Consider the following 18,228-nt stretch of genomic DNA (forward strand, 5'->3'; position numbering starts at 1 on the left):
ATAAGCAAGGCATGCTCGAAAAGTGTACAAACCCCTATTAATCGATAAAAAATAACAAGCAAAGTAATAACATCCAAATACTCTCCACTTCGTTTTTGGTTCGGGAAAATACTCGTACAAAAACAAAGCTCCAGTATTTGGTGCCTGCTTTGGGCGTTATGCATAAGCGGAGATCATGGCTAAGGAAATTTACTTCTTTAATCGAGAAGACAAGTATTGGGAACTATCAAACTTTGCGGGATTTGGCTTTGAGCTGAATGGATATCGCTGGAAAACGATGGAACATTACTTTCAAGCTATGAAGTTTGAAGGCACTACTCAATTTGAAAAGATACTCAACTCAGGGTCTCCTAAACAGGCTAAAGATCTTGGTCAGAGTCGCAAGATGCCCATTCGAAGTGATTGGGAACAAGTTAAAGAACAGGTCATGATAGAGGGTTTGAGAGCCAAATTCTCAATACCAGAGTTGCGAGAATTGCTTTTAAAAACTGGAAAAAAGAAATTAATCGAGAATTCTCCCTATGACAAATATTGGGGAATTGGTTCAAATGGTAAGGGCAAAAATCGGTTAGGTGAGTTATTAATGCAACTACGAGACGAGCTAAAAAATACATAACAAATAAGATTCAAGGTGCTACTGTCTTTTCACGCAGTTCTAAGTCGAGCTTACTTCCTTTGTATTTTCCTTAGTTCATGGCCTTTATCATCAAGTTGGCGAATTCATCAGAAACTTCCGAAGCCAAGGCAATGTGACTGGCAGGTAAATCCAGGCTTATGATTTACAGGGCCTGTTTTTATATACAGTGGTTGTTGTTCTTGTTAGAATGCGATAAACATTTTCCGGACATGGAAAGTTTATTATCTTTAACAATAAAAAGGACTTCAAATGATTTTAAATCATGTCTCAATTGGTACATCTGATTTAATAAGAGCCGTTAATTTTTACGATTCGGTTCTTTCTGTATTTTCCATAAATCGTACTCACTATATAGAAAATATTGCTGCTGCTTATGGTGAAAACTTTGAGTTTTGGGTTGGTAGCCCTTGTGAAGGAAAAGCGACTCCAAGTAATGGATTACATATAGCTTTTAATGCATCTTCTAAAGAATCTGTTGAAGAATTCTATGCTACTGCAATAGACCTAGGTAGTACATGCGAAGGTAAGCAGGTGTTTCGGTCAGAGTTTGGTGAAACCTCTTATGCTGCATTTATTCGAGATCAGGATGGAAATAAAATTGAAGCAGTCACAATGTAGGCTCAGTACCTCTCATTCCTAAAAATTTTTTATCATTTCAGGAGAAATTTAATGCCTTATTCAGAAACTAGCTGTCTTTGTGGTTCTGTAAAAATTACAGCAGAAAACATCAACCCTAGCTTCACGGTTTGTCATTGCCAGTCGTGCCGAACTTGGGGAGGAGCTCCATTTTTCGCAGTTAAATGTGGAACTCAGGTGAAAATAGAGGGTGAAAACAAAGTAAAAATGTACAAATCTTCATCTTGGGCTTCTCGTGGGTTCTGTATTGAATGTGGTACTCATCTGTTTTATAAGTTAAAAGAAACAGGTGAATTCAATATGCCAGTAGGTCTATTCCCAAACTTAGAAGGCTTGAAAATGGACATGCAATACTTTATTGATATGCGTCCGAGCTATTATTGCTTTTCCAACGAGACGAAGGAAATGACCACAGAGGAAATTATGGCTTACTTTGCGAATAAGATTTAAATACGATATATAGCAAACGTCCCAAGATAAGCTAATTTCAGCTGGACAACCTGAGCTATTTGAAGAGCTGATTTCCACAACGATTCAGTCTGCTCAATCCACTAGTACATATCAATAGAATTACTATTAAATGACCGCCTACAATAGCGGTCTTTTTGTACCCTTAAACGTATTTTATGAAGAATTCAGTCGAGCTTTGATTGAGTGTGATGCGTAACGCTGCATCAAGAACTGCTTGAATTTCTAACCTGTTTTATAAATATATAACCAAGATGAAATTAGTTTTAGATTAACGTCCGACATTATCACTAGAGAAAGAACGTTTAGCCTATCCATTTGAACATTATGAATTTATATATTCAGGACCTTGGGAGTTTATTTTCGGTGAAGGTAAAGAAGGGGATAAGTACCCTATAATAAAACATGCGATGATTAAATAATGTTAAAATTTAAAGAAAAAATACAACGTACTGCCGCTTCAGTGGTGTTTGACGAATACATTCCTTTTGATGTTAATTTTGATTTCGAATCAATATTTGCACCTAACTACTGGAGGGTGGGTGATGGTAGACGTTCATTAATGGAGATTGGCTTAGATAGGGACTCTGGTGCAGTAAATAGTATTACATTAACAAGTGTAAATGTAAAAAACCTCCGTGAGATAAGCAACTCCTATATAGAGTATGTTTCAGAAGTTGATGGGCTTCCTACCTTCGATCTATCTCCATGGGTTAAACAGGCTTCAGATGATGATTCAAGCAGGTTTATTGATGAGTTCAATGTTGACCTTGACTTAGAACTAGGTCAAAACTACCTTTCAGTTTCAATCATACCAAAGGTTGAACCAGTAAAATATATAAAAAACAGTAACATTCTGTTTGGCCTTGGACTCGATGACTCTCTTGTTAAAATTGATATTATAGATTTGTCTGAAGAAGATATTATTGCTGTTAGAAATGCAGTTTAGATTTTGGGTGTCAATAATTATTGAAATCTAGGTGGCCAAATGGTCACCTTTTTCAGTCATTAATAGTAAATTTCCGAATAGTTCAAATCAAACATTACTTAATAGCACCTACAACATTAATATTTCATACAGCAGTATTTAGAGATGACGTACATGGGCTAACTACTGTTCGCCTTGCGCGAAGTAAGGTTGGGAGTCATCGCCCAGTCATATACCACGGAGCACGGTTCCCTTTGGATAATTTAGTTTGTGCATCTCACAGGTAAATCAAGTGTAAATAGTCATTTTGAGATAAAAGTCTGTGTTTCAAATGCGAAGTTAGAGGGACCCCAAATAATAGGCAGTGCACTGCTCTCAAGAACTTTACACATACCTTTGACCCTTTAGCGGCTCTTCATACAACAGACTGCTACTTGAAGAATTCATAACGCCTCGACCTCAATCCATTATTGTCATTTCATGTTAATGCGTTACAATGCATTTGGGATAAATAAGTGTGCATCTGTATTTGTACCAAATTTGTACCATTTTTTACGTATATCTCTCTCATGGGTTTCTTAACCCATTGAAATTAATATATTAATTTACTTTCATGTGTTGCTTGGTGTGCAACACCACTGTAAAGGACATAGCATGCCTATTATTACTCTTCCTGACGGCAGTCAGCGTCAATTCGACAACCCAGTTTCAACAATGGAAGTTGCGCAATCGATCGGTCCTGGTCTTGCGAAAGCAACGATTGCTGGTCGTGTTAACGGTAACCGTGTTGATGCGTGTGATCTTATTGAAGAAGATGCAAGCCTAGAAATCATCACTGTAAAAGATGAAGTAGACGGTCTAGAAATTGTTCGTCACTCTTGTGCTCACCTTCTTGGTCACGCTCTTAAGCAGTTGTACCCTCAAGCTAAAATGGCGATCGGTCCAACCATCGACAACGGTTTTTACTACGACATCGATCTAGATGAGTCTCTTACGCAAGACGATCTTGAAAAGATTGAAAAGCGCATGAAAGAGCTTGCGAAAACCAAGTACGAAGTTGTTAAGAAAAAAGTGAGCTGGCAGGAAGCACGCGATACCTTTGAATCGCGTGGTGAACCTTATAAAGTAGAAATTCTTGACGAAAATGTTTCCCGTGACGATCGTCCTGGTCTGTATCATCACGAAGAATACATCGACATGTGTCGTGGTCCACATGTACCAAACATGGGTTTTTGTCAGCATTTCACTCTAATGAATGTGGCTGGTGCTTACTGGCGTGGTAACAGCGATAATAAAATGCTGCAACGTATCTACGGTACAGCTTTCCACGATAAGAAAGCATTAAAAGCGCACCTGACTCGTCTTGAAGAAGCCGCGAAGCGTGACCACCGTAAACTAGGCAAGCAGTTAGATTTATTCCATATGCAGCAAGAAGCACCAGGTATGGTTTTCTGGCATCATAATGGTTGGTCTATCTTCCGTGACCTTGAAATGTTTGTGCGTTCTAAGCTGGATGAATATGGTTACCAAGAGGTAAAAGGTCCACTTATTATGGATCGTGTTCTTTGGGAACGTTCTGGTCACTGGGACAAATACGCAGATGCCATGTTCACAACCTCTTCAGAAAACCGTGAATACGCATTGAAGCCAATGAACTGCCCAGGTCACGTACAGATCTTTAACCAAGGTCTAAAATCGTACCGTGATCTACCGCTACGTATGGCAGAGTTTGGCTCATGTCACCGTAACGAACCATCAGGCGCATTGCACGGTATTATGCGTGTGCGTGGCTTTACTCAGGATGATGCTCATATTTTCTGTACTGAGAGCCAAATTCAAGAAGAAGTGACGAGCTGCATCAAGATGGTATACGATACATATCAAACGTTTGGTTTTGATAACATCGTTGTTAAGCTGTCTACTCGTCCTGAAAAACGTGTTGGTTCAGATGAAATCTGGGATCAATCTGAAGAAGCACTCAAGCAATCTCTTGAAGCGATGGAAATCCCATACGAGATTCAAGAAGGTGAGGGCGCATTCTATGGACCTAAAATTGAATTTACTTTGTACGATTGCTTAGATCGTGCTTGGCAGTGCGGTACAGTTCAGTTAGACTTCAACCTACCGAATCGTTTAGGTGCGACTTACGTAGGTGAAAACAATGAACGTCTTGTTCCGGTGATGATTCACCGAGCAATTCTTGGTTCGCTTGAGCGTTTCATTGGTATCCTAATTGAAGAATATGCTGGTTTCTTCCCAACTTGGTTGGCGCCAGAGCAAGCTGTTCTTATGAATATTACTGATAAACAGTCAGATTATGTTCAAGAAGTTGTACAAAAACTACAAAAAAGTGGAATTAGAGCAAAAGCGGACTTGAGAAATGAGAAGATTGGCTTTAAAATCCGCGAACACACTTTGAAGCGTGTACCATATATGCTTGTCGTTGGTGACCAAGAAATGGAAGCTGGCGAAATTGCAGTTCGTACTCGCAAAGGTAAAGATCTTGGCAAGTTTAAAGTGGATGATTTTATCTCATACATCCAAGACGAGATCTCAAGCCGTAAGCTCAATCTGGAGGAATAAGCTATTAAAGGCGGAAGACGCGGCCAACAGCCGGTAAAACAAAACCCACACCGTATAAACGGTGAAATTCGTGGCGTTCGTGAAGTTCGACTAACAGGCGCTGATGGAGAATCCGTTGGTGTTGTATCGATTCAAGAGGCGATCGCAGCTGCTGAAGAAGCAGGCATGGATCTTGTGGAAATCAGTCCTAACGCTGAGCCGCCAGTGTGTCGTGTGATGGACTACGGCAAATTCCTCTTCGAGAAGAGCAAGTCTGCGAAAGAGCAGAAGAAGAAGCAAAAACAGGTTCAGATCAAGGAAATAAAATTCCGTCCTGGAACTGATATTGGAGACTATCAGGTAAAACTACGCAACCTGACGCGTTTCCTAGAAGACGGCAACAAAGTGAAGGTAACAATTCGCTTCCGTGGCCGTGAAATGGCTCACCAAGACATCGGTGTTGACGTTCTAAACCGCTTGAAAGAAGATACTGTAGATTTTGCTGTAGTAGAATCTTTCCCAAGCAGAATTGAAGGTCGCCAGATGATCATGGTGTTGGCCCCTAAAAAGAAGTAATTAACGGCTCATCAAGTAATTAAGATCTAGCCGCCTTCCTTTCTAATAAAAGGTATAGTGGCTCGGTCTTTATTCGCCCTAATTACATTGTTTGTTAAACTACTACAATGCGGAGTTATTCATCATGCCTAAGATGAAAACCAACAAAGGTGCTGCTAAGCGTTTCAAGAAAACTGCTGGTGGTATTAAGTACAAGCACGCTACAAAACGTCACATCTTGACTAAGCGTACTACTAAGAACAAGCGTCAGCTTCGTCCAAATGCAATCCTTCCTAAGTGTGAAGTGGCTGCAGTTGTTCGTATGATGCCATACGCTTAATTCTTTTTAGTTATCAATCGTTTAGTTTAGGAGAAGCATAATGCCTCGCGTAAAACGTGGTGTACAAGCTCGTGCACGTCATAAGAAAGTTCTAAAACAAGCTAAAGGTTACTACGGAGCACGTTCACGTGTTTACCGCGTAGCTTTCCAAGCAGTTACTAAAGCCGGTCAATACGCTTACCGTGACCGTCGCGCTAAGAAACGTCAATTCCGTCAACTTTGGATTGCACGTATCAACGCAGCATCTCGTCAAAATGGTCTATCTTACAGCCGTTTCATCAACGGTCTTAAGAAAGCATCTATCGAGATCGATCGTAAGATCCTAGCCGACATCGCAGTATTCGACAAATCAGCATTTGCTGTACTAGTTGAAAAAGCGAAAGCTGCTCTTTAATTTAAAGCAGTTTTAGGTTAAGAAAAGGAGGGCATATGCTCTCCTTTTTTGTTTTCTTTTCTCTCTTATTTATTTTCTACTTTTCATTTTTCATTTTTCATTCTTCATTCTTCATTCTTCATTCTTCATTCTTCAGTGCCTCGTTTTCGAGTCTATCTGAGTATGTCGCTCCAGATACCTTGATGTTACTTAAACCTAGTTGGGTAGACTTCCAAATTATGTGAATCTTTAAGCATTTTTACATTTTTTAAATTTAGAGTTTGATGTTTAAATTAGGTTAAATTATGGCTTTAAACGTTAATATTTTATTATCTTGCAATTCTAAATACTAAAGTTTGTGTTAATTTTAGCCTGATAAAAGTCGTCTTCCCTTAGTTTGGCTCTGAGTGAATATGCATTTTGATTATTAACTTGATAAGGTGTGGTTCAGACGTGGAAATTTACTGAAATAAGTGAAGCAGGTTTTGATGTGTTTATAGCCAATTAATCTCAAGATACTTGCTCTTTGGAAGCATGTTTAGAACTTTTGGGTATAGGGGCGTATTTCGGTTAGACAGGATGTTAACTAGGGAGACGAGAAATGGGAGAATTGACGCCTGAATATTTACTGGCAGCGCTGAGGCAAGTCATTAAAACTAAAGGCCTTACATATCGAAGCATATCGGAGAGTGTAGGGACACCATTATCAACGTTCAAGCGACACATGAGCAGTACGAATTTAACGATCGATAGGCTATTAGAATATTGTCGTGTTGTGGATTGTTCGTTGAGTGAATTGCAGAAGATAGCGTTGCAGCTTGTTACCGAAGATCAAAACTACTTCAGTCACACTCAAGATCGTGCTTTTTTACAATACCCTGAATTATATGATTTCTATCAAGAGCTAAGAGTACTACGGGACAACAACAGCTATTCAACATTGATGAATAAATACCACTTAAATGAGCGTAGCATGGCTGATTACCTTAAAGCGCTCAGCATGTTGGATTTAGTTAAAGTGGAAGGAAAAGAGAGTATTACTCTACAAGGGTCGTTGTTCTATCGTTATGCGGATAACTCACAGCTGAGCCAACGTTATACCGAAATTCTTACGGAACAGGCTTTAAATCAAGATAAAAGCGCTCGTGTTGTTTTGTCACGTATGAAGGTCACCGAAGATCAATTGTTGAGCCTGGAAAAACAGTTTTCGCAAGAAATACTCAACTATCACACCGAAAATATATCAGCAGAAGAGATGGATGCCACTCAGTTCGCCAATATCTTTATGTTGGTTAGTCCTCATGAGCCCATAACGTTTTCAAACGGGATAAAAAACACCAACGCTGACTTTATGACTGAATTTTGCGAATTTATGGCTTCTTCTCGAGAAAAGCTGGTGCAAAATAGTAAGTTGAGCCTCTAATTGAGCCAGCTCTTAGGACTTATAATCACGTGGATTATTTTACTGGCTATTGTTCCTTTTGGTAATTTAAAGAGATTCAAACGATAAAGGAGCAAATTCTGCATTCTTTTTACTCAATAACCGTTAGTTTTCGCAATTCAATTTGGCTTTGGTGGCAGGTTTGGCTACTATGTACAGCTATCAAAAAAACCAATCACTCCCTTATGGATACTACCAGTAGGTAGATGAGGAAACGATGCAACATCTAGAAGAGATCATTGCTAATGCGAGCACAGCAATTGAAGCTGCGCAGTCGCTAGTCGCACTTGATGAAGTGCGTGTTCAGTATCTAGGCAAAAAGGGCGAGCTTACTGCTCAACTTCAAAGCCTAGGTAAACTACCACCAGAAGAACGTCGTGAAGCGGGTCAAGAGATCAACAAAGCGAAAGGCGTTGTTCAGCAAGCTATTGCAGCTCGTAAAGATGCATTACAACGTGCAGAGCTAGAAGCGAAGCTTGCAGCAGAAACGATCGATGTGACACTACCGGGTCGTCGTATTGAGAACGGTGGTCTACACCCAGTTACTCGTACTGTTGAGCGTATTGAGAAGTTCTTTGGTGAACTAGGCTTTAACACAGAGTCTGGTCCAGAAATCGAAGATGCATTCCATAACTTTGATGCGCTCAATATTGCGGCTGATCACCCAGCACGTACTGACCACGATACTTTCTTCTTCAATCCAGATTTGATGCTTCGCACTCATACGTCAGGCGTGCAGATCCGTACGATGGAAAATGGTAAACCGCCATTCCGTTTCATCGCACCAGGTCGTGTATACCGTAACGACTACGACCAAACGCACACACCAATGTTCCACCAAGTGGAAGGTATGCTGGTTGATGAGAACGTAAACTTCGCACAACTGAAAGGCATTCTGCACGATTTCCTATGTAACTTCTTCGAAGAGGAAGTAGAAGTGCGTTTCCGTCCATCTTACTTCCCGTTCACTGAGCCTTCAGCTGAAGTCGACGTGATGGGTAAAAATGGTAAATGGCTAGAAGTACTAGGCTGCGGTATGGTTCACCCGAACGTACTACGTAGCGTAGGCATCGATCCTGAAAAATACTCTGGCTTCGCGTTCGGTATGGGTGTTGAGCGTCTAACAATGCTTCGTTACGGCGTAAACGACCTACGCGCGTTCTTCGAGAACGATCTTCGTTTCCTAAAACAGTTCAAGTAATCCAGGGGATAAATCACTATGAAATTCAGCGAATCATGGCTTCGTGAGTGGGTTAGTCCTTCGATTACCACTGACGAGCTTACTCACCAAATTACAATGGCGGGTCTAGAAGTTGATGACGTGCTACCTGTAGCAGGTTCGTTCAACGGCGTTAAAGTTGGTCACGTTGTTGAATGTGGTCAACACCCAGATGCAGACAAGCTGCGTGTAACTAAAGTTGACGTGGGTGAAGAAGAGCTTCTAGACATCGTTTGTGGCGCGCACAACTGTCGCCAAGGTCTGAAAGTAGCAGTAGCAACAGTTGGTGCTGTTCTTCCAGGCGATTTCAAAATCAAAAAAGCGAAACTACGTGGCCAGCCTTCTCACGGCATGCTTTGTTCATTCACTGAACTGGGTATCGACGTTGAGTCAGACGGCATCATGGAACTCGCAGAAGACGCAGTAATCGGTACCGATTTCCGTGAACTCCTAGGCTTAGACGACGTAACGGTAGACGTAGACCTAACAGCAAACCGCGCGGACTGTTTCAGCATTCGTGGTTTAGCTCGTGAAGTTGGCGTACTAAACCGCGCTGATGTAACAGAACCTTCTGTAGAAGCAGTTGCACCTTCAATCGATGATAAAGTTTCTATCGAAGTGAAAGCGCCAGCTGCGTGTCCACGTTACCTTGGTCGTGTAGTTAAGAACGTAAATGTTCAAGCTGAAACACCACTATGGATGCAAGAAAAACTGCGTCGTTGTGGCATTCGTTCTATCGACCCTGTAGTCGACATCACTAACTATGTTCTTCTAGAGCAAGGCCAACCAATGCACGCGTTCGATCTAGCGAAGATCGACGGCGGTATCGTCGTTCGTATGGCAGAGCAAGGTGAGAAGTTAACCCTTCTTGACGGTAGCGAAGCAGAACTAAACGCAGATACATTAGTAGTAGCAGACCACAACAAGGCACTTGCAATCGCAGGTATTTTTGGTGGTGAAGAGTCTGGTGTAACAACTGAGACTAAAGACGTTCTACTAGAGTGTGCCTTCTTTGCACCTGACCACATCCGTGGTCGCGCTCGTAGCTACGGTCTTCACACTGATTCTTCAATGCGTTTCGAGCGTGGTGTGGATTACGCACTACAAGTGAGCGCAATGGAGCGTGCAACTCAGCTTCTTGCTGAGATTTGTGGTGGTGAAGTAGCGCCTGTTGTCGCTGTTGAGTCTGATGCAGATTTACCTAAGCCAAACAAAGTTGCACTTCGTCGCACTAAACTGGACAACCTACTGGGTCACCACATTGCTGATGCTGACGTAGTAGAAATCCTAGAGCGTCTAGGTTTGACTGTTGAAGCTGCTGAAGAAGGGTGGGTTGCAGTCGCGCCAACATGGCGTTTCGATATTGCTATCGAGCAAGACCTGATTGAAGAAGTAGGTCGTATATACGGTTATGATAACATTCCTAACCAAAACCCAGCAGCTGCACTTAAGATGCATGACCACGTTGAAGCAAATATTCCGCTAAAGCGTGTCCGTAATCTACTTGTTGACCGCGGTTACCAAGAAGCTATCACTTACAGCTTCGTTGAGCCAGAGCAGCAAAAGCTTGTTGTTCCAGGTATTGAGCCACTCATCCTGCCATTCCCAATCTCTGCGGATATGTCAGCAATGCGTTTAGGCTTAATCCAAGGCCTGCTTAACACGGTTGTTCACAACCAGAAACGTCAGCAGCCACGCGTGCGTTTATTCGAATACGGCCTACGCTTTATCCCATGTGAGTCGGCTGAAAACGGTATGCGCCAAGAGCCTATGCTTGCAGGTGTTATCGCAGGTACTCGTAGTGAAGAGCACTGGGATATCGAAACGAATACGGTAGATTTCTTTGATCTTAAAGGTGACCTAGAAGCTGTTCTCGAGCTCACTGCTAACGAAGTCGCTTACTCTTTTGCTGCGCTTTCTTCCGAAGATAAAGCAGCGAACCCAGCGCTTCACCCTGGTCAATCTGCAGCTATCATCGTCGATGGCAAGCAGGTAGGTGTCATTGGTACTGTTCATCCAGAACTTGAGCGTAAGTTTGGTCTAAACGGCCGCACTATCGTATTTGAAGTTGAATGGTCTGCGATCAACACTAAGGTGATTCCAGAAGCAGTACAGCTTTCCAAGTTCCCATCAAACCGTCGTGACATCGCTGTGGTTGTTGACGATGTTGTTGCTTCAGGTGACATCGTTGCAGCATGTCTAGAACAAGGTGGTGAATTCCTGAAAGATGCCAAGTTGTTCGACGTATACGTAGGCAAAGGCGTAGAAGAAGGTAAGAAGAGCTTAGCAATCGCTCTGACTCTACAATCAGTTGAACGTACGCTTGAGGATGCTGACATCGCTGGTGCGGTTGACGCTATTGTTGCACACGTATCTGAGAAGTTTGGTGCGTCTCTGCGTGACTAGCCTTATTTAGTGATAATACCTATTGATATAAGAGCCCTGCCAATCTGGTAGGGTTTTTTTATAGTTATAGTCACTAAAATTGGCTGCAATTTGTCAGTTTGATTTTGTGAAAAATTGCGACAGTAAATGCGATTAAAGAGTGATTAAGAGTATTTTTGAAACATAAAAACGATAAAAGTCGTAATAAAACGAATTTTAAAAAGCAAATTTGATATTTCTATTAAATAGTTTTATATCTTGCAGTTCTTCTTTTTGTGGGTCTTTAGTCTAAAAATTCCAAATTTGAATTACATTATTCTCTAATTTGTATATTATGCAGTACTTAAAACTTGCCCATTTTCCTTTTGTGGGTATATTAGGAAAGAAAAAAGTTGGCGAAAATCATAAGCTTGACATACACTTCCAAAAGTAAACCCGATATGTTGTTGAATTAGTAGGGTAAAACTGCTCTAGCGCTACTTTGGGTAGCATTGTTTAACATAGCTTTGAGGAAAGTTTTATGGCGCTCACAAAAGCCGAACTTGCAGAAAACCTGTTTGAAAAATTGGGATTTAGTAAACGGGACGCCAAGGAAACGGTGGAAGTGTTCTTCGAAGAGATTCGTAAAGCACTAGAAAGCGGCGAACAGGTAAAACTGTCAGGTTTTGGTAATTTTGACCTTCGTGACAAGAATGAGAGACCTGGTCGTAACCCGAAGACGGGTGAAGATATTCCAATTACTGCTCGACGTGTAGTGACGTTCCGTCCTGGACAGAAGCTTAAGGCAAGAGTTGAAAATCTCTCCCAAAAGCAGTAATTCATATTGATTAAAGAGACCATGACTTGTCGTGGTCTCTTATTTTTTGGGTCAGCCTGACATCAATGCGTCAATTCACCTTCACTAGGCAGCTGCTAGGTGTGTTGTTAAATAAGGTTGCCAAGCCTGTTGATAAAGATCTTTCGATTGGTTCCGTATTTTATCAATAGAAGCCAATTCCAGTTCACTCATCGGACGGCTCTCCAACATTGCCTTGCGTTCTATATCTTGTATCTTTTTGTATAAATCATGTTCTGGTCCACTTTTGACATCTGCAATTGCTTTTAAGTGAAGCTGAACTTCTGCAACAAGATTACTATTGGGTAAACGTACCAGCAGGTTCAAATCTCTATAGCCTGACTTCTTAGGTTTTTTGAAACGGTTCTTAACGTTGATAATCGATGTTTCGCGTTCTAGCGTTTCATAGACAGCCATCAAACTTGCTACGTCTCGTGCAACAATAGTCGCTCTTGCTAAGTCTGTAATTCTCTCTACTTGACCATCCAATTCGTAATTGATTTTGTCTTGTGCGCGGCGTTTTGATTTAACTCCAGCAAAATAAGGCTCTGAGTGGGTAAGCAATGCTGTCGTTTTGCAGATGGTTTCAAGTTCTAATTGAGCCTGATGTGCTTTTTGATACAGCACATCAAAATCATTATAGGGCTGAATAGGGTTAGATTGAATAGGTTTGATAGCATATAGACCACTGAGGTTATGCTTGAATGATTGGGAACAAACTTGATCTGAACTGTTTAAAGCGCCCTGTTTGCTCTCTGGGGTATTAGGAAGCGCGGCGAATGCAGGTGCACGGCTGAGTACTAAAAGCATCAATGCGGTAGTACGAAAAAATAAGCTCATTCACTCTCCTTAACTTGCTTACACTGAAAAAATGAATAGTCAAAAGTTACTCAGTTTTTGCAAATCAGGCTTATACCTAAGTTTCCTCTAGGTTACTTGGGTATACCTAATTTATGGGGGCTAAGTGCTCAAACCCAATACTCATTCTTTCTGATTATTCCACTATGTGATGGTTCTCTAACTTTAAAGAGGACTGACATTATTTGAAGCCCTTATCTACTTTTCTCAAACCGTCGCTAGAGAAGGTTTTGCCACAAGTTTGAGTTCTGACTCACATTAACATCTCATTATTAACTCAAGATGAACAACGTAGACAAAATAGAAAAATACGTTAACCTAATGATACGTAAGCGTCCCCCAAGTTCTCTTGGTGTACTTTGTTACAACGCAATGTTGTGCCGATCAATGAGATGGGAATCATTATTATTCGAGGTATCACCTTCCCCCTTGTAAGGACGCCTGTTGAGAATTATTTAAAGTTGAGCAAATATGAGAGATCAAGAATTCTGGCATAATAAGTGGGCAAGTAATCAAATCGGCTTCCATTTAGGTGATGTAAACCCGTTACTCATCGAATTTTGGCACCATCTTCAACCCAAACGGGAAGAGCAGGTTTTGGTTCCTCTATGTGGTAAATCTGAAGATTTGGTTTGGTTGGCGTCGAAACATAACGACGTTTGCGGAGTAGAATTGAGCCAAATTGCAGTTAGGGCGTTTTTTGCTGAGCACTTCTACACTCCAACCGTGATTCCAATTAAGGGTAACTTGGAGCTGTATCAGTTTGATGAGCTTTCAATATATTGTGGTGATTTCTTTACGGCTCCGGTCGCAAAAGCAGATTTAGTTTACGATCGTGCAGCGTTAGTCGCGTTACCTCAAGAAATGAGGGCAGATTATGTCAATAGGCTTACACAATTGCTCAATCCTGGCGGCCGTATTTTATTGATCACGTTAGATTACCCTCAAGATGAGATGGCAGGCCCACCGTTTAGTGTACCGGGGGGTGAGGTAAGTGAACTGTTTAAGGGTTATAAAATTACCTGTTTAACCGTGAATGGCGCAGACAAACATCATCCTAAAATAGCGAAGAAAGGTTTGAGCCGATTTTCTGAAGAAGTCTACCTTATTGAAGATCTTCGCTCATAAACACTGAACCTGCTTGGCAAGCGTGGTCAAGCAGGCCAAAAGTGTTGCTTAATAGTGTTGATGAATACTGAGCCGACTTCTTACGTCAGACAACCGTTCTTCTTACAAAAATAAGAAATAGAATACTATTCCACTTCGTTGTCTTCCTTGAATTCAGCTCAGTGACCTCGCTCTGAATCAAGCATCTTGAGGTCACTTGGGTATATCTAGCTCGTACCGCTGAACACAGCATCTTGAATTTACTTGGTTAAAGAAGGTTCAGCGGTTCATCAATTAATATTCAATACGAACTTGCGCAGCACTCTCAATCGCATCTTTGATTGCGCTTTCAAGACTATCACGGCGCGTTAAGACAACACCAAGTCGTCGACGCCCTGAAATATCTGGTTTAGCAAACAATCTTAATTGAGTTTGCGGTTTGGCTAAAGCTTTGGCTAAGTTATCAAACTGTAGGTCTTCTGATTGACCTTCTCCGAGTACAACAGCTGAAGCTGATGGGCCAAATTGAGTGATCTTATGGACGGGCATTTTGGTGAACGCACGAACGTGAAGCGCGAACTCAGACATATCTTGTGAAATCATTGTAACCATACCGGTATCATGTGGACGTGGTGAAACTTCGTTGAAGAACACATGATCGCCTTTAACAAACAATTCCACCCCAAATAACCCATAACCGCCAAGTGCGTTTACGACTTTTTCCGCAGCGTATTCGGCGGCCTTGCGCGCATTATCTGACATGACTTGTGGCTGCCATGATTCACGATAGTCTCCATCTTCCTGGCGATGACCAATAGGAGCACAGAAATGCACGCCGTCGACCGCTTTAACAGTAAGAAGGGTAATTTCATAATCAAAGTCAACGAAGCCTTCGACGATGACTCGTCCAGCTCCAGTTCGACCTCCCTGTTGAGCGTATTCCCAAGCTTTGTTGATGTCTTCTGCTGTTTTAATGACACTCTGCCCTTTACCAGAAGAGCTCATTACAGGCTTAACCACACAAGGGGTACCGACAAAGTCGACTGCTGATTTAAAGTCATCAAAATTATCAGCAAATTGGTAAGGTGAAGTGTTTAGCTCAAGTTCTTCAGAGGCTAATCGACGAATACCTTCACGATTCATGGTAAGTTTTGTTGCTCGCGCGGTTGGAACAACGTTTATCCCTTTTTCTTCGAGTTCAACTAATTTATCGGTGGCGATGGCTTCGATTTCAGGCACAACGTAGGCGGGTTGTTCGTGCATGATGATTTCTTCTAAAGCTTGGCCATCGAGCATATCGATGACGTAGCTACGGTGGGCGACTTGCATTGCAGGTGCATCCGCATAGCGATCGCATGCAATCACTTCTAAACCAAGCCTTTGACATTCTATCGCCACTTCTTTTCCGAGCTCACCAGAGCCTAAAAGTAAAACACGTGTTGCATGGGGGCGTGTTGCAGTACCGAACATAGCATTACCTTAAAAATTAGAATGATGTGAGATGATTGAGAACGGATAATACTGTATTTAATTAATGAGGCAAACGTTTGCTACGTTTTTTTGATGCTGTCGTTGCTCATTCCTGAAGATAAAGATTGGGATGATCCAGATAACAACTTCTATGAGATTACTCGTGTTGTGAATTTAGCGCTTAAAAGAGCAGCACAAAGATTAACTGAGTTTTTATAATAAGAAGAGCCCAATGAATGGGCTCTTCTTAGTTCACAATTTAATCAAGCCTGCAACTTACAACAGCAAAACGCTGACAAACATTAATCGCACTTTAGACATTAACAAAACTGACTGGAATGTCTGGATTTAATGCTTCGATAGTAGATTGAGTTTCAGCAAGGTGGCTGATTTTACCTTGAGCATTTTCAGCTAGAGCGACCGCTTTGATGCCATCAAATTTTAGGCCAGCCAGCATAATTTGGCTCAGCGCGACCTGTAAAGGAGGTAGACTTGGGTTAAATGCAGCATTTTCGGCATAAGCGCCTAAGAACACACGACCACAGGCCATCTCAATGGCAAGGCCACTGAAGTTGTTTGTGTAAGGAGCGTGGCTCATGTTCATCGCATCTACCGCTTTCTCAAGCAGTATATTATCGTCTTTAAAAGTAAAGGAATGCACGACCTCTGACATCAAGCCTGATTCTATGCCTAAATCGTTCGGCCCAAATGCTTCAGGTAGGTAATCGTGAAGTCGTTTTTCGTCACTATCTGGAAGTTGCACTTTGAGGTTTTTAGCCGTTGAGATTTCGTTCATAAACTGACGGCAATGACCACAAGGGCTGAAGTTGATGGTGATGTCAGTTAAACCACGCTCACCTTTCATCCAAGCGTGGCTTATTGCAGACTGTTCTGCGTGCACGGTTTGACCAAGCTGAACTCCAAATAATTCCATGTTAGCGCCGAAATAAAGGTTTCCTGATAAACCTCGAGCGATTGCTCCGACATAGAAATTAGAAATAGGGGCATAGGAAAAAGCAGCGGCGATAGGGAGAAGAGCAAGACGAAGCTCTTTATCGGATAGGTGAGTTAAAGAAAGTAATTGCTCAAACTGCTTTTTGGAAATAGTTGCATCAAAATCGTTGGATTGAACGATCGGAGCAAGGTGGCTAGAAAGTGGCTCAGGAATATTTGCTAATGCCTGTTCAACGCGACTATTCATTTGGAGTCCTTGTTAGTGCATGGAAGGATATTCTAGGCGATGAAACAGAAAAATCCGTGATTAAGATCACGCTAATGTTTGTAAATATTTTCTATGTTACATAATTAGAGGCACTTCACACATGTTCGCTACTTTGCGTTTGGTTACGGTTTACTGAGATAGCCAAACGGCAAGACCAAAAATACTTGGAGCAAGCACTGACGTGATAATGCCACACAAAACTAAGGCAAGAGAGGAATAAGCAGCATCAGAAGGTTGTTTTTCTGCACAAGTTGCGGTACCTAATGCATGCGATACTGTCCCCATGGTTAAGCCCCGAGCAATTGGGTGTTTGATCCCGATTAAATTAAATATTGGATAGGCGAGTATGGCACCAAATAGACCAACAATTAATACAAGAATGGCAGCTATAGCCGCTTCTCCTCCCAAATGACGTGATACTTCCATCGCTATTGGAGTGGTGACTGATTTACTGATAAGGCTGGCAATTAAGCCGATATCTGCTTTGAAGGCCACGGCAATCAAAGTCGCAGTGATCATCGACATAACACTACCTAAAGTGCAGGCTAACAGGATGATTCGCCATTTAGATTTGATTTGTGGTAGCTGTTCATACAAAGGATAAGCCAGAGCAACAACGGCAGGTTGCAGTAAGTCACTGAGCCAGCGGTTGTCATGATAGTAAGTTTCATAAGGGATATGAAAGTAGAGCAAGATCGGAATCAAAACCACTAGACTCATCAAAAGTGGGTTAGCAAACGGTTTGTTGATCTTTATTGCAATATGACGAGCAGTAAAGAATACCAAAATGGTAACAAGTAACCACATGTTAGCGATTATCCTTAAGCAAGTACTCTAATAACCAAGCCAAGCTGACTAAGACGATCAGTGACCCTCCTATGGCACTTGCTAAAATCGGTAATGCATTATTAATCAGCATATCAAAATGTTGCATCAGACCGACACTGATTGGTACAAATAGCAGGATCATATAGCGAATGAATAGAGTTGCGCCAGGTTTGACCCATTCCGCTTTAATCACACCAAATACCATTGAGAAAAATAGCACCAGCATGCCAATAACACTTCCGGGAATAGAAGTGTTTGTTAGTGATTGAAGAAAATTACCGATGGCGAGTGCTCCGCTAATAATTAGCAGAGCAATCAGTAAATGAACCAGTTTTTTTAAGCGATGTTTCATGCCAAATACACT

At 41.6% G+C, this 18,228-nt stretch carries 19 protein-coding genes; 14 read left to right on the forward strand and 5 right to left on the reverse strand.

Annotated elements, in window-relative coordinates; translation table 11 throughout:
- Nucleotides 1-175: 175 nt before the first annotated feature.
- The 12 genes from BS333_RS05825 to ihfA all read left to right on the forward strand — a co-directional run bounded on the left by BS333_RS05825 (nt 176) and on the right by ihfA (nt 12,361).
- Complete coding sequence (locus tag BS333_RS05825; RefSeq protein ID WP_021708012.1) at nt 176-616, forward strand: NADAR family protein; 441 nt, start codon at nt 176-178, stop codon at nt 614-616.
- A 270-nt stretch (nt 617-886) separates the two neighbouring features.
- Nucleotides 887-1,255, forward strand: a complete 369-nt coding sequence (locus tag BS333_RS05830; RefSeq protein WP_021708013.1) for a VOC family protein — start codon at nt 887-889, stop codon at nt 1,253-1,255.
- A gap of 51 nt (nt 1,256-1,306) precedes the next feature.
- Nucleotides 1,307-1,723 (forward strand): GFA family protein, encoded by a 417-nt coding sequence (locus BS333_RS05835; RefSeq protein ID WP_021708014.1) that lies wholly within the window; start codon nt 1,307-1,309, stop codon nt 1,721-1,723.
- Between the two features lie 439 nt (nt 1,724-2,162).
- Entirely contained in the window at nt 2,163-2,690 is a 528-nt protein-coding gene (locus BS333_RS05845; protein ID WP_021708015.1) for a hypothetical protein, read from the forward strand.
- A gap of 633 nt (nt 2,691-3,323) precedes the next feature.
- Entirely contained in the window at nt 3,324-5,252 is a 1,929-nt protein-coding gene (gene thrS, locus BS333_RS05850) for a threonine--tRNA ligase (RefSeq protein WP_021708016.1), read from the forward strand.
- 3 nt (nt 5,253-5,255) lie between these two features.
- Complete coding sequence (infC, locus tag BS333_RS05855) at nt 5,256-5,807, forward strand: translation initiation factor IF-3 (RefSeq protein WP_081638533.1); 552 nt, start codon at nt 5,256-5,258, stop codon at nt 5,805-5,807.
- A gap of 124 nt (nt 5,808-5,931) precedes the next feature.
- Nucleotides 5,932-6,126, forward strand: coding sequence for a 50S ribosomal protein L35 (gene rpmI, locus BS333_RS05860; protein WP_004401085.1), 195 nt, complete (start codon nt 5,932-5,934; stop codon nt 6,124-6,126).
- Nucleotides 6,127-6,166: 40 nt separating this feature from the next.
- The gene (rplT, locus tag BS333_RS05865) at nt 6,167-6,520 is read left to right on the forward strand and encodes a 50S ribosomal protein L20 (RefSeq protein ID WP_009841742.1); all 354 of its coding nucleotides are present in this window, start codon (nt 6,167-6,169) and stop codon (nt 6,518-6,520) included.
- A 580-nt stretch (nt 6,521-7,100) separates the two neighbouring features.
- Complete coding sequence (locus BS333_RS05875) at nt 7,101-7,922, forward strand: helix-turn-helix domain-containing protein (protein WP_021708018.1); 822 nt, start codon at nt 7,101-7,103, stop codon at nt 7,920-7,922.
- Nucleotides 7,923-8,157: 235 nt separating this feature from the next.
- Nucleotides 8,158-9,141, forward strand: a complete 984-nt coding sequence (pheS, locus tag BS333_RS05880; RefSeq protein WP_021708019.1) for a phenylalanine--tRNA ligase subunit alpha — start codon at nt 8,158-8,160, stop codon at nt 9,139-9,141.
- 18 nt (nt 9,142-9,159) lie between these two features.
- Nucleotides 9,160-11,565, forward strand: coding sequence for a phenylalanine--tRNA ligase subunit beta (gene pheT, locus BS333_RS05885; protein WP_021708020.1), 2,406 nt, complete (start codon nt 9,160-9,162; stop codon nt 11,563-11,565).
- Between the two features lie 499 nt (nt 11,566-12,064).
- Nucleotides 12,065-12,361 carry an integration host factor subunit alpha gene (ihfA, locus tag BS333_RS05890; protein ID WP_021708021.1) on the forward strand — a complete coding sequence of 99 codons (297 nt, stop codon included), beginning with the start codon at nt 12,065-12,067 and terminating at the stop codon, nt 12,359-12,361.
- Between the two features lie 84 nt (nt 12,362-12,445).
- Here the strand turns inward: ihfA and BS333_RS05895 are convergent, their stop codons facing one another.
- Nucleotides 12,446-13,219, reverse strand: coding sequence for a RelA/SpoT domain-containing protein (locus BS333_RS05895; RefSeq protein ID WP_021708022.1), 774 nt, complete (start codon nt 13,217-13,219; stop codon nt 12,446-12,448).
- Nucleotides 13,220-13,708: 489 nt separating this feature from the next.
- On the opposite strand from BS333_RS05895, the gene BS333_RS05900 reads away from it, so the two are divergent.
- Nucleotides 13,709-14,365 carry a thiopurine S-methyltransferase gene (locus BS333_RS05900; protein ID WP_021708023.1) on the forward strand — a complete coding sequence of 219 codons (657 nt, stop codon included), beginning with the start codon at nt 13,709-13,711 and terminating at the stop codon, nt 14,363-14,365.
- Between the two features lie 273 nt (nt 14,366-14,638).
- Here the strand turns inward: BS333_RS05900 and purT are convergent, their stop codons facing one another.
- The gene (purT, locus tag BS333_RS05905; RefSeq protein ID WP_021708024.1) at nt 14,639-15,814 is read right to left on the reverse strand and encodes a formate-dependent phosphoribosylglycinamide formyltransferase; all 1,176 of its coding nucleotides are present in this window, start codon (nt 15,812-15,814) and stop codon (nt 14,639-14,641) included.
- 93 nt (nt 15,815-15,907) lie between these two features.
- Here purT and BS333_RS22485 point away from each other — a divergent pair, with 93 nt between their 5' ends.
- Entirely contained in the window at nt 15,908-16,033 is a 126-nt protein-coding gene (locus BS333_RS22485; protein WP_255209426.1) for a hypothetical protein, read from the forward strand.
- 94 nt (nt 16,034-16,127) lie between these two features.
- Here the strand turns inward: BS333_RS22485 and cdd are convergent, their stop codons facing one another.
- The 3 genes from cdd to BS333_RS05920 all read right to left on the reverse strand — a co-directional run bounded on the left by cdd (nt 16,128) and on the right by BS333_RS05920 (nt 18,216).
- Nucleotides 16,128-17,015, reverse strand: a complete 888-nt coding sequence (gene cdd / locus BS333_RS05910) for a cytidine deaminase (RefSeq protein ID WP_021708025.1) — start codon at nt 17,013-17,015, stop codon at nt 16,128-16,130.
- A gap of 150 nt (nt 17,016-17,165) precedes the next feature.
- Nucleotides 17,166-17,843, reverse strand: coding sequence for a CidB/LrgB family autolysis modulator (locus BS333_RS05915; RefSeq protein ID WP_021708026.1), 678 nt, complete (start codon nt 17,841-17,843; stop codon nt 17,166-17,168).
- 1 nt (nt 17,844) lies between these two features.
- Nucleotides 17,845-18,216, reverse strand: a complete 372-nt coding sequence (locus tag BS333_RS05920) for a CidA/LrgA family protein (protein WP_021708027.1) — start codon at nt 18,214-18,216, stop codon at nt 17,845-17,847.
- Nucleotides 18,217-18,228 lie beyond the last annotated feature (12 nt).

Origin of the sequence: Vibrio azureus (genome assembly GCF_002849855.1) — a bacterium.
GTDB lineage: Bacteria > Pseudomonadota > Gammaproteobacteria > Enterobacterales > Vibrionaceae > Vibrio > Vibrio azureus.